This window comes from Vibrio sp. 5S239, from assembly GCF_041439575.1.
In the GTDB taxonomy this organism is placed as follows: domain Bacteria; phylum Pseudomonadota; class Gammaproteobacteria; order Enterobacterales; family Vibrionaceae; genus Vibrio; species Vibrio kanaloae.
In genome coordinates this window covers 128,944-141,959 of the sequence record NZ_JBGOOM010000005.1, presented here as the reverse complement: position 1 = coordinate 141,959, position 13,016 = coordinate 128,944, and the positions used below count along the sequence as shown (strand labels likewise).

The following is a 13,016-nucleotide window of genomic DNA, read 5'->3' as shown; positions in this document are numbered from 1 at the left end:
CTCACTTACCAGAAAATATAAATAAAAAATCACCATGTGAATCATGGTCGAATAGCCGTTATAACTAAAAGAAAAAGCTATAACTAAGAGAAAAAGCGATGGCTCACTTTGAAGTCATCGCTTATTTAATGCATTACGCGTTGGCGGTTTCTAGCTCGCCTTTCATCTGTGCTCGTTTATAGAAGAACAGTGTTAATGTGATTGGTAGTACAATCGCCACCAGCATCGCAATTAAGTAAACAGACCAATATTGCGGTTGAATCGATAAGATACCCGGCAAGCCACCGACACCTATTCCATTCGCCATCACACCTGCACTACCACAGATTGCAGCCGCTGCGGCACTGCCGATCATTGCGCTCAGCATTGGGAATTTGTATTTAAGGTTGATGCCATACATCGCTGGCTCTGTCACACCTAAGTAGGCAGAGATTGCAGCTGGAACCGAGATATCTCGTTCGCCTTCACGCTTGCTTAAGATGATGATGCCGACAACCGCTGAAGCTTGCGCAATATTTGATAAAGCAATCAAAGGCCAGATTGGCGTACCGCCTAAGTCTTGCATCAATTGTAGGTCGACTGCGTTGGTTGTGTGGTGAATACCTGTAATTACCAAAGGTGCGTATAGGAAGCCAAATACCACTGAACCAAGAATCGCAAAATCACCAGTCATTGCCGCTTTAGCCGCGAATGCCACACCATCGCCTAACATGCGGCCAAATGGACCAATGAAAGCGTGTGCTAGAATCACAGACAAAATAATCGATACAAATGGCACGACAACAAGGTACAGATAAGAAGGAACAATACGCTTGAGGTTAGTCTCAATAAATGCCAAAGCCACACCCGCTAGCATCGCTGGGATCACCTGTGCCTGATAACCAACTTTCTCAATCACGAACAAGCCAAAGTCCCACACCTCAGGTACCGATTTACCTATCATGTAAGCGTTCATCAATTGTGGGGAAACCAAGGTCACACCGAGCGTGATACCCAAAATAGGGGTTCCGCCGAGCTTCTTAACCGTCGCCCAACACACACCAACCGGTAGGAAGAAGAAAATCGCTTCGCCGATCAACCATAAGAAAGAGTGAACGGTTGCCCAGAACTGGCTGATCTCAACCAAGGTTTTGCCGTCGAACATGCGAATGTCGCCAATCACATTACGGAAACCAAGAATCAAACCACCCGTAATGATGGCAGGCAACAGTGGTACGAAAATTTCGGCTAAATGGGAGATACCACGCTCAAGGAAGTTCATGTTCTGACGAGCTGCAAGCTTAGACTCATCTTTTGATGACGCCTCTTTACCCGTTTGTTCAATCAGAAGTGCGTACACTTCATCAACCTCTGTGCCAATCACGACTTGGAATTGACCTGCGTTCGTAAAGCAGCCTTTTACCAACTTCAGCTTTTCTAGTTCTGCTTTGTTTGCTTGTTCCGTATCGTTCAATACAAAACGCAGTCGAGTCAAACAATGGCTGACACTCGCAATATTTTCTTTGCCACCGACTAACTCGATAAGACGCGCAACGTCTTGCTTCGCTATCTTACTCATACTACCCCACCCTGGTTTCATTCAATTACTCATCTAAACCATTCAGCGATAACCACTCAGGATTTAGATTAATGGGAACATTCCCAAAAACGATTATTATAATGCCCGTATGAATAATAAATTAAAATGGGAACAGTCCCATTAATTGAAAGAGATCACACTCTAATTTTAATCCAAGCGGTTCAATTTTGCTTAATTGAGTGGATTATAAAATCGGAGGTTGGGTGTGATGAGAGATCTCAGAGTTACCTAAAAGCTGGGAGATCAATAGATTAGCCGCTAATTTCCCTGCGGACTGATAGCCGGGGTCAATGCTGAATACACGAGGAAACAAAAAAGAGAGCAAAGTGTTGCCACCAACGCCTGTCACGACCACATCTTCGCGTTGTCGCTCTTGTAGACGTTTAATCACGCCAAGGGCCAAGGTATCACTGGCACAAACAATCGCTTGAGTTGCAGGAGTCAGTATCTCATCCACTAGCTGATAAGCACTTTTATGATGAAGTTGACCAGTACGATAATTCGCAATCACTCCGGTGCTTTCACACCAATCTAGATAAGCCTTAAGACGCAGTTCACCGGTTGATTTATCACTAGGATCAACACCAATAAAGCCGACATCTGAGATCCCTTGACCCGATAGATGCGCGAGAGCACGATCAATAACCTGTTGGTTATCATAGTTAATCGACGTCACATTCTCGGTATCCAGAGCAATAACCACAGCTTTGTGTTCCCATGTTTCGATCGCTGGGATATCACAGTCAGTAAAGCCAAACACAATGATGCCATCCACATTACGTCGCTTCAGAACTTGCAGGTGCTCATTGGCTTTTTCTCTGTCGAGCTGACTTTCCATAATCACCACATCGTAATCCGCTCGATACAACTCAGCCAACATGGTACTAACGGCTTTGTTTTCAGAGGGAGAATCTAAACGAGAGATGATCACGCCGATGACTTTTTGACTGCCACCACGCATTGATTGCGCAGACTTTGAAGGTGTGTACCCAGATTCTTGAATTACTCTTTCCACCCTTTCACGGGTCTCAGGTTTCACTTTAGGGTCGTTGGTCAGAACGCGAGATACGGTTGACTTACCAACACCGGACAGCTTAGCAATATCGAGAATAGTGAGTTTTTTGCTCATAAAAAGTCTAACGTTAAAAGGGAAGAGAGAAAAAGTGAGGGTAGATTCCCTCACTTAACTGTATGTAAATCCTAGTCGTTCTTACGATGACTTACTTTTGACAATTTCGATACACAACACGACCAAGTTCTAGACGTGCATTGTCACCTTTAGTACGCAAAGTGATGTTGTTAACTACCTCTGCAGTGCCATCATCTAGAATATATTTGGTTCCTGAACCTGCCGGTACCTGAGTCAGACGATATTCATCGTCAAGCAAACGTAAGACCGCTTTTTCATTATCAAGGTAAGCTACTTCAAACGAAACATCAGACTCACATTGATAAGTCATGAACTGATTATTCGATGCTTCACTATCAGGGACTGCTGACTTAGAGCACCCGATTAATGCTACCGTACATAGAGATGCTACTAACATAGCTTTCATACTTCGTTCCTCATCTTTATATAGACACGATACTTATCTTCTTAAACAGTATAAACCCTAGTAACAATTAGGTGCTTTTTAAGGATAGGTACATGACCTTAGTGCTCAATGAAACGCTTAACCTTTTAAGAAAGCGGGTACGTCTTTAATGCTATCAAGTACTACGCTAGCTAGCGCTTCACCCTTTTCAGTGATTGGCTTGCCGGTTCTCACCAATACTTTAGTGGCAACTCCTGCTGCCTCTGCAGCCATCATGTCTTCAGCTTTATCGCCGATCATGACTGAATTAGCCATATCAATTTTCAGAAAGTCACGAGCAGAAATGAACATGCCTGGCTTTGGTTTACGACATTCACAATCTTGCTTGTAGTCACCGATACCGTGTTCAGCGTGGTGAGGACAGTAATAGATGCCATCAAGCTCGACACCATTATCAACAAAGTTCCAATCCATCCACTGCGTCAGAGAAAGAAAACGGTCTTCGCTAAACATGCCACGAGCAATACCTGACTGGTTAGTCACTAGCACCAATAAATAACCCATATCTTTAAACGCTTTCGCCGCTTCAAACACACCGTCGATGTATTCAAAGTCATGCTCATCATGTACGTAGCCGTGATCAACGTTAATCACACCATCACGATCTAAAAAAACAGCAGGTTTAGACAAAATTCAGTTCTCTATCAACGCTCTATTAATCATTAATTATTACACGCTTTATTTGCTTCATCACTATCTATTTATTTCTGCACTTGTTAAAAAACGGTTTCCACCTTAAATAACACCACTTACGTTTAGCCGTCTAGACGTAAAAATATCTATTGACTTAGATCATAGAACACCATAGCATCGTCTGTAAATCGAGCGAGCTATCGACATATTATTCTGTTCTATCTGCACGGGTTTCTCTATGATTAAAGTGAATCAAGTCAATAAGGTTTTTTATCAAGGCACTAAAGAAATCAATGCCTTAATTGATATCAACCTCCACATACCTCAAGGTCAAATCTTCGGAGTCATCGGCTCTTCAGGTGCAGGTAAAAGCACCCTGATCCGTTGTGTAAACATGTTAGAAGCCCCGACTTCAGGTGAAGTGATTGTTGACGGTATCGACCTAACAAAACTCAGCAAGTCTGAACTAAGCGAAGCGCGCCGTAACATAGGTATGATCTTCCAGCACTTCAATCTGTTGTCTTCTCGTACTGTATTTAACAATGTAGCACTGCCTTTAGAGCTTGCCGGTAGAGATAAAGCGGCTATTGAAGCGAAAGTGAGTGAGTTACTCGATCTTGTTGGCCTTGCAGACAAACGCGATACTTATCCAGCGAATTTAAGTGGTGGTCAAAAGCAACGTGTCGCGATTGCTCGTGCATTAGCATCAGACCCAAAAGTACTGCTTTGTGATGAAGCAACCAGTGCTCTGGATCCAGCAACCACTCAATCGATTCTTGAGCTGCTACGAAAAATCAACCGTAAGCTAAGCATCACGATTCTATTGATTACTCACGAAATGGATGTGGTTAAAAACATCTGTCACGAAGTCGCCATCATTGGTGGCGGCGAGCTTGTAGAAAAAGGGACTGTGGGTGACATATTCGCACACCCTAAAACAGAACTGGCGCATCAATTTATTCGTTCAACGCTGGATCTGACGATTCCTGAAGATTACCAAGCGCGTTTGCAAGAGACTCGTGTAAACAGCAGCTATCCACTGGTACGCCTTGAGTTTACGGGCGCAACGGTTGATGCTCCGCTGATGACGCAGATTGCACGAAAATTTAATATCGATGTCAGTATATTAAGCTCTGATCTTGATTACGCTGGCGGTGTAAAATTTGGCATGATGGTTGCCGAGCTGTTCGGTAATGAAGCCGATGATAATGCTGCTATCCAATTCCTACGCGACAACAATGTAAAAGTAGAGGTGCTTGGTTATGTCCTTTAGTTTCAACGAGATTGCTGACTGGATCAGCTTGAACGGTAACCTTCTATTAGGCGCAACAGGCGAAACGCTGTACATGGTTGCTGTTGCTGGCATTGTTGGTTTTGCTGTCGGTATTCCATTAGGCGTGATTCTACACACAACCAAGAAAGGTGGTTTACTTGAGAACACCAAGCTAAACAAGACTCTAGGTGCAGTTGTCAACGTAGGTCGTTCAGTGCCTTTCTTAGTGCTGATGGTGGCGATTATCCCACTGACTAAGATGTTGATCGGTACCTTTATCGGGACAACAGCAGCAATTGTTCCATTAACAATTGGGGCTATCCCATTCGTAGCTCGACTTATCGAGAGTGCACTACTTGAAGTGCCAACAGGTCTAGTGGAAGCTGCTCAGTCAATGGGCGCAACACCAACACAAATAATCAATAAGGTTCTGCTTCCTGAAGCACTACCGACGATCATCAACTCAGTCACCATCACACTAGTAACGCTTGTGAGTTACTCAGCAATGGCAGGTACTGTGGGCGGCGGTGGCCTGGGTGATGTTGCCATTCGTTACGGATTCCACCGCTACGATGTCACCATCATGGCTGTGACGGTAGTGATGTTGATTGTGCTGGTACAAATTATTCAATCAATCGGTGATTCATTAGTTCGCCGCGTTGACCACAGATAAAGACTCAGCGTTTAAACGCAAACTATCTAAAACCAAGCGTCGTTTGAACCAAATTAAATAGATTTATTAAAAGGAGATTATTATGAAATTTAACCTTAAAGGTTTACTTACTATCGCAGCAGCAGCTTCAGCGCTAGTACTAGCAGGTTGTGGCGATAAAGAAGTCGACACTTCAAAAATCAAAGTCGGCGTAATTGCAGGGGCTGAAGCACAAGTTGCTGAAGTTGCAGCGAAAGTAGCGAAAGAGCAATACGGCTTGGATGTTGAGTTAGTGACTTTTACTGATTATGTAACACCAAACGCAGCGCTAGATGACGGTTCTATCGACATCAATGCATTTCAACACGCACCATACCTAGAACAACAAGTTGCCGATCGTGGTTACAAACTGACTATCGCTGGTAACACCTTTGTTTATCCAATTGCTGGCTACTCAAAAGAAGTGAAATCAGTAAACGACATTCAAGATGGTGCTCGTATCGCAGTACCAAACGATCCAACAAACCTAGGTCGCTCTCTCCTGCTTCTTGAGCAACAAGGTCTGCTTGAGCTTAGCGAAGATGCCGGTCTTCTCGCGACAGTGCGTGACATAGTTAGCAATCCTAAAAACCTAACGATTGTTGAACTAGACGCTGCGCAGCTACCGCGCTCTCTGGATGATGTAACTCTATCTATCATCAATACAACTTACGCAAGCTCAATCAACCTAACTCCACAAAAAGATGGTGTATTCGTTGAAGACAAAGATTCACCATACGTAAACCTAATTGTTTCTCGTGAAGAGAACTTAAATGCGGAAAATGTACAAAACTTCGTAAAGGCTTACCAAACTGAAGAAGTGTACAACGCTGCTTATGATATTTTCCAAGGTGGTTTAGTTAAAGGTTGGTAATTACCGACACTTAGCACCTCACTATAACAAAGACCCAAAAGGGCTGACTTAGCGTCAGCCCTTTTTATTAATGACAACTCACGAGAAAGACTCGGCTTACCACCAAGCTTCCACTTGCATACCGACACTCATTTCACTGTTTTTACCTTCACCGAAAGCATTGTCATTTTCAGCATCATTTAGGTAAGTCGCAAAGATACGGAATTCAGGACGTGACCAGAAACCCACTTGCGGTACCCAAGCCTGAGCCACTGTAAACTTGCCACCCGCGCCATCTTGGTTATCAATAGTTTCAACAAAACCGCCAATTTCAAGAATGGTACGCATACGCTTGTCCCACTTATAAAGCGGACGGATTACTGCACTGAACGACTCATCATCACTGTTATTTGCACCAACGCCCGTTGACGCCGCATAACGAACCGTGTGGCCAAACTCGATGTTCTCACCGATAGCAAGCACACCCCAGTTAATCAATCGGAAGCCATCCGCATCGTTGTTGTTTGCATCACGAACGATACCCTTACCTGTACCAAAGGTTGTCATCTGTTCGGCATAACCAGAGTTAGCAACTTGAAGAATGGTTTTGTTGAAGCCACCATTAAGGTTTTGATTCAAACTTGCCGTTAACATTACGCTGTCATCCGCGTCCACCGTTTGACCCTGCTTTTCATTGGCGAAGTTCATATCAATACCGACCTCAAGATCCGCATTGTTCCACAATGGAATACCCGCATAGCGTATATCAGCAATCATAGCTGTAGTCTCTTTGCCATCAAATACATCGCCTGTCACTGTATCTTGAATCAGAGCCACCGATAATTTACCTGGTCCCATATTGATGTGTTCAACACCCGCACCAATACCGCTTACATCCCAATAGTAGTTATCAACGATGTGTACATCATGGCGTTGGTAGTAGCGCTCACCCGCCCAAATACCAATGTCTTTATCTTCAAAAAGCCCTACCGCTTGAACATTCAGTTGAACTACATCCACGCTTTTATCCGCCGCGTTCTCATCTTGGCCTTGCCAGTACGACAACATGGAATCAACTAAAAATGAAACGTCGTCCTCGGCATACACCTCTTTTCTAAAACCAAACTCACCATACAGGTCATTTTCGTTGCCGAGTCGTCCAACTTTACTCACTTCCCATTTACTATTTGAACCACCTTCATTACTCAGGCCAACGCCGCCGCGCATGTAGCCATTAAACTCCAATGGCGTGGTTTCATCAGCGTATAAATTAGGTGTAAGTAAAGCAGTAGAGAGTGCAGCAGCAATAGGTAACAATTTCATCGTCCATTCCTTTCAGATCTAGAATTGTGTTATTCTCATAAATGGGAACATTCCCATGGGATCGATCCCATTTATATTGAGCAGAATATAAATTGAAAGAGAACTGATTGATTATTGTGATCAGGTTAACTATTGAGGTAACGAAAAATTGATGAGTGTTGGATTATTCCGGTGAATATTTGAGGGATACAGAAAGAGACATACAGCAAGGAATGAGCGCATTTAGATGCAAAAATAGGTTCGATAATATTGGCAAGCTAAATACTGATTAACGACCAATATAGAGAGTTAAAAAGAGCAACAAACGAGAAGCTAACAGGGAGAAAAATTGAGGGGCGATTCAAGGTATCGAAGTATTGACTAACACTTCGATACCTTGAATCGAAAATTAAGCTTTATAGATTACTTAAGATGATCCCAAGAGATGTTTGATACCAGACGGCAATCATCACACTTGAAATAGAAAACATCGTGGATCGGCGCATCTAGCAACCATTCACCACCACATTGCGGACATTTACGCTCTTTTTCAGCTTTTAAGCTGATGCCACCCACACGGTATAAGTAGTAGTAAGTTGGGATCTTAGTCAGATATTCGATGCGCCCTCTTAAGCCCCAACCACGTTTAAATAATACGCTTTTGGTATCACTGATCTCGGTCAGCGTTGCATGTTCAGCACGGCAACCCCCGCCCATTTGAACTTCATCACAGGCTTGCCATTCTGTCTGCCATTTCAATACCGCTTTATGGTCGCCATTGAATGTAGGTGGATTGCGATACAAAGGGATTGGTAGCAAGCTATCGCCACTACGCAACGGTGAACAGGTATGAACGAACGTCGTGTAAAGCACCTGCCAGCTAGGCGCTTCGTCTTCAGCCACTTCTTCAGAGTTAAGGTCTCGACCAAGCAAGCGCATTTTAGGCGTAAGCAAGCTCGCGTTAGACAAGCGCTCAAAACAGACTTTTACGAAGTCTGAATGGTTACGTGGGTGTAAACTATCTTGTTCTGGGCAGACAACACGAACATAAAATTCGCCATCACCCATCACGATAGGAAACTCACGACCCAACACTTGACCGTTGTAACGAAGTGCATCCATTAAGCCATTAACAGCCTTGTCGACAGCGCTTACCGTTGTGTTATCAAAACACTCAAATTGAAGTTCTAGTACGTACATCTATTTATACCGCTGGTTGTAACTTTGCTAAAAACGCTGCCAATGTCTCGGCTAATACATCACGATTTTTGGTGCCTAAGCGCTCTAGAATCACGTTGCCCGTTAGGTTGCAGATAGAGATAACATCCAGTTCAGCGTCGGTTGCTGCGATGAAAACCGTAGGCTTTAGCTTTAAGCGACGTTGAGTCACTAGGTGACCTAAGATGTTTTCTTGTAGGCATTCGAAGTCTTCATCACTCCAAATCTGTAATAAAGTCAGCTCATTACCGTCAAAGGTCGCATTCATATCCGCACTGTATTGCGAACCGTAGAAAGTTTTGATGTCTTCATGTAACGTCAATTCAATGCCGGTTTCAACGTTGGTGAAATCAGCGAACTGATCACGTGGATAGTGCTTCCACAACACGGCGTCGCCGCTCTTTTCTTCTACACATGGCGATACCACGTCCACCAGTTCCTCATTGCGAGGTAAACTTTGGTGTTGCTGTTGCCACGCGTCAACGTATCGCTGACTAAAAGAAAGTAGTGCGTCTTGAGCACGTTGAGTCATGAAAATCTCCTAAACACAAAATAATAAATAGAATCCGAACCCTTTCCGTGCCGATTAAGCGATGACTTAATGACAGGGTAATGGGGATTCAGTAAAATCGTCCCCATTCTAATCGAATTTGAAACGAAAGTATGAGCAAATATTCTGACGCAAAAGAGCTAACGGGTTTAACCCTAGGTGAAAAAACTGAGTACGCTAACCAATACGATGCAAGTTTATTGCAACCAGTACCTCGCAGCCTAAATCGTGATGATCTTGCGCTAAACGGTGAGTTGCCTTTTGTTGGTCATGATATTTGGACGATGTACGAACTTTCGTGGTTAAACAGCAATGGCCTACCACAAGTGGCCGTAGGTGAAGTTTTCATCCCAGCAACGAGTCCAAATTTAATTGAATCAAAATCTTTCAAGCTGTATCTAAACAGCTATAACCAGACTCAATTCGAAAACTGGAATCAAGTGACAGAGCGTCTAACTCAAGATTTGTCAGCATGTGCAGGCGAGACGGTGACTGTGAATGTAAACTCGGTCACCGACTACACTAACCAGCCTATCGTAACGATGAAAGGTGACTGTATCGACAACCAAGACATCAAGATCACCAGCTATGATTTTGACGCCTCATTGCTTGAAGGCGCTGCTGGCGAACAAGGCGTTGAAGAAACACTGCACAGCCACCTATTGAAGTCGAACTGTTTAATCACCAATCAGCCCGATTGGGGTAGCGTTGAGATCGAGTATTCAGGTAAGCAAATTAATCGTGAAGCACTGCTACGCTATTTAGTTTCTTTCCGTGAGCACAATGAATTCCACGAACAATGTGTTGAGCGTATATTTACTGATATTATGAAACACTGCGAACCCTCGAAGCTAACTGTGTTTGCACGTTACACACGTCGTGGCGGCCTAGATATCAACCCATATCGTTCAACTGAGCAAGATAGACCAAGTCACAATAAACGTATGGCACGCCAATAATCAGGCGTGAACCACCCACACTTACTTGAACCTAACTAATTATTAAAGGGACATTGAAATGCGTTGGTTATACGTTGTTAGTCTATTTATTTTAAGCTTAAGTACATCGGTTAATGCATCGATTTATTCGTCAGCGCTGCTCAATGAAGCCAATAACTTGGTCGAGATCGAGCCAAACCAAGCAAAAAAAATGGCTAACAGCTACCTAACACTGCGTGTCCTTTCAGATCAACGCGAAAAAAGCCCTTCGGCGATTTCTCGTGAAGAAACAGATTCTTCGATTAGAACACCAAATAGCAGTATCGATGCCTATAAGATCTTAGCAAAAGCAGAGTACAACCTTGGTAACAGTCGTACTGCGATTCAGCATATAGACAAGGCGTCTGGGCTCGCAAAAACCTATAAACTTGAGTACCTCAAACTGGATCTTCAAATCTTAAAAGTTAAGTTACTCTGGCTCAGTGATAGAGAATCAGCCAAAGCAAAAGCTGAACTTACTAGCATCGAAGCGAACCTAGAGTCGGAAAATAAAACGTTACTCTTAGCAGAAGGCATCACCTATCGTTTGATCATGTTGAAAGCCGATATCGCCTCGTACGACAACAAAATCGACGAAGCTGAGAAGTTCTACCAAGAAGCAAAAGCCTATCTAGATCAGCGCTATTCTGAAAAGGTTACCATCGACTATCACATCGCAGTCGGAGAGTTTTATCTAACTCACAAGGAATATAACCACGCACTATCAGAATTGCTGTATGGCTACTGGAAATCAATAGAAGGAAACCTAAGCGCACGCTTGGCCAAAGTAAACCGCCTACTTGCGCAACTTTTCTTTGAACGCCAAGTGCTAGACAAGGCATTAGAACACCTTTCTCAAGCCGCTGACTTCTATGACAACTTTGAAAACTCACCGGTGTTGGCACAAGTGCTTAATCAAATGGGAGATGTATACTTCTTGCAAGGTAAATATAACCTGGCTCTCGTGCATTTTTTTAATGTTCTTGATCACGAGAGTACCGAGCGAGATATCTACCAAGTCATTGATATTCGTCTAAGTTTATCGGCAACCTACTTACGTCTTTATAACTACCCTCTTGCAGAGCAGTACCTAACCCGTGCCCTTGAACTGTTAGAATACACCGACATTCCAAACCTGGAAGGTCGCGCTGCCCTACTCTCGGCTGGATTGGCTTACCACCTACAAGAGAGCGAAGATGTGATCAAACATGCAACGCGTGCACTTGAGATCTCGCGCCAAGTAGAGAACATGCACCTGTCACAACGCTCATACTACTTACTCTCTTTAGGTTATGAGCAAGCAGGTCACCCTCAACAAGCCTTAGCAAACCTCAAGCAATATAATAGTCTTGTCTCTTTAGAGCAGCAACAACTCAACCGTGTTGGTGAAGATGCATTCCGCCAACAGAAAGAGTTTGCAGAACAAACCCTTCACTATGCAGGCCAAGAGCAGGAGCTAGATAAATTCAAATTGGAGCATCGTAAGTTCCAGAAAATATCGTTTGCCCTCTTCTTGTTCAGTATTATTCTGTTCTTCTTTGTGCTTCGTAGAGGTTATCTTATCCAAACCTTAGCCAAGGAAGTGGACTCACTTCGTACAGACCTCTTTACGCACTCACGCTCGAAGCTTCCAAATTTAAGAATGCTCAATGCGAAACTGTCTAACGCCTTAGAACAAACCAGTCATACCTTCGAACAGTGGCAACTGGGTGAATTGATTTATGAACCACTGAACGATCGTTTACGCTTCGTGATGATTGATTTACCTTTCCTACGGAACATGTACACACAGAATGGTTATAAAGCAGGCTTAGAACTAGAAAATGCTTTCGGTGAGTTCCTTAAATCGAAGCTTGAAGGTCCGGCTCGCGTCTACCACTTTTCTGATTCAAACCTGCTTTATATTGAACCAAACTCAGACCGTGATTTATCACCAGAAGCAATATTCATCAAGATTCAATCTTGGGTTAATAACTTTGAGCCAGAACGTAACATCAATCGAATTGTCCGTATGGGCATCGCTGACTACCCGTTCTTACCACGCGCTTATACCGCGATAAATGACCAGGAACTGCTAGATGTACTATTAATGTCGACTAACCTAGCACGTGAAATCAGCTTAAAAGAGCGCAGTAGCCAATGGGTATACCTAAAAGCTATCGATAATGCTCCCGCAGCTAGCCTTGCAACTGGTAACATAAGAGAAGCGTGTAAACATGCGATAAATCAAGGGTTAATTAAAATACAATCGTCGTACCAGAATGAGGACAACATCAAAAAAATGCTAAAAGATGACTGATTTGCGAGCGGTTAATACTGGTAAGTCGTGACCTTATTTTTAGTTT

12 protein-coding genes are annotated in these 13,016 nt (G+C 43.5%); 5 read left to right on the top strand and 7 right to left on the bottom strand.

The genetic code is table 11. The features are described 5' to 3' along the window. Positions 1–133: 133 nt before the first annotated feature. The 4 genes from treB to gmhB form a co-directional block, all read right to left on the bottom strand. Entirely contained in the window at positions 134–1,558 is a 1,425-nt protein-coding gene (gene treB, locus ACED48_RS06175) for a PTS trehalose transporter subunit IIBC (protein ID WP_017056281.1), read from the bottom strand. 205 nt (positions 1,559–1,763) lie between these two features. Beyond that, positions 1,764–2,708, bottom strand: a complete 945-nt coding sequence (gene treR / locus ACED48_RS06170) for a trehalose operon repressor TreR (RefSeq protein ID WP_017056280.1) — start codon at positions 2,706–2,708, stop codon at positions 1,764–1,766. A gap of 91 nt (positions 2,709–2,799) precedes the next feature. Then, positions 2,800–3,135 (bottom strand): MliC family protein, encoded by a 336-nt coding sequence (locus tag ACED48_RS06165; RefSeq protein ID WP_017056279.1) that lies wholly within the window; start codon positions 3,133–3,135, stop codon positions 2,800–2,802. Positions 3,136–3,252: 117 nt separating this feature from the next. Then, entirely contained in the window at positions 3,253–3,804 is a 552-nt protein-coding gene (gmhB, locus tag ACED48_RS06160; protein ID WP_017056278.1) for a D-glycero-beta-D-manno-heptose 1,7-bisphosphate 7-phosphatase, read from the bottom strand. A gap of 241 nt (positions 3,805–4,045) precedes the next feature. Here gmhB and metN point away from each other — a divergent pair, with 241 nt between their 5' ends. The 3 genes from metN to metQ all read left to right on the top strand — a co-directional run bounded on the left by metN (position 4,046) and on the right by metQ (position 6,645). Further along, complete coding sequence (metN, locus tag ACED48_RS06155; RefSeq protein WP_017056277.1) at positions 4,046–5,080, top strand: methionine ABC transporter ATP-binding protein MetN; 1,035 nt, start codon at positions 4,046–4,048, stop codon at positions 5,078–5,080. Further along, positions 5,070–5,753: a methionine ABC transporter permease gene (locus ACED48_RS06150; protein ID WP_017056276.1), complete on the top strand. Its 684-nt coding sequence runs from the start codon at positions 5,070–5,072 to the stop codon at positions 5,751–5,753. The genes metN and ACED48_RS06150 overlap by 11 nt, the downstream gene beginning before the upstream one ends. Before the next feature lie 82 nt (positions 5,754–5,835). Beyond that, positions 5,836–6,645, top strand: coding sequence for a methionine ABC transporter substrate-binding lipoprotein MetQ (metQ, locus tag ACED48_RS06145; protein ID WP_017056275.1), 810 nt, complete (start codon positions 5,836–5,838; stop codon positions 6,643–6,645). A 96-nt stretch (positions 6,646–6,741) separates the two neighbouring features. On the opposite strand, the gene ACED48_RS06140 is transcribed toward metQ, so the two are convergent. From ACED48_RS06140 to syd, 3 genes are all read right to left on the bottom strand, one after another. Next, positions 6,742–7,947, bottom strand: a complete 1,206-nt coding sequence (locus ACED48_RS06140) for a carbohydrate porin (RefSeq protein ID WP_017056274.1) — start codon at positions 7,945–7,947, stop codon at positions 6,742–6,744. A gap of 402 nt (positions 7,948–8,349) precedes the next feature. Further along, on the bottom strand, positions 8,350–9,126 hold the full coding sequence (locus tag ACED48_RS06135; protein ID WP_017056273.1) for a Zn-ribbon-containing protein: 777 nt from the start codon (positions 9,124–9,126) through the stop codon (positions 8,350–8,352). Positions 9,127–9,130: 4 nt separating this feature from the next. Then, on the bottom strand, positions 9,131–9,676 hold the full coding sequence (gene syd / locus ACED48_RS06130; protein ID WP_017056272.1) for a SecY-interacting protein: 546 nt from the start codon (positions 9,674–9,676) through the stop codon (positions 9,131–9,133). Positions 9,677–9,807: 131 nt separating this feature from the next. Between syd and queF the strand changes: the two genes are divergently transcribed. Continuing rightward, on the top strand, positions 9,808–10,653 hold the full coding sequence (queF, locus tag ACED48_RS06125) for an NADPH-dependent 7-cyano-7-deazaguanine reductase QueF (protein ID WP_017056271.1): 846 nt from the start codon (positions 9,808–9,810) through the stop codon (positions 10,651–10,653). Between the two features lie 58 nt (positions 10,654–10,711). Beyond that, a complete protein-coding gene (locus ACED48_RS06120; RefSeq protein ID WP_017056270.1) occupies positions 10,712–12,970 on the top strand; it encodes a lipopolysaccharide assembly protein LapB in 2,259 nt (752 codons plus the stop codon). The last annotated feature ends 46 nt before the right edge of the window (positions 12,971–13,016 follow it).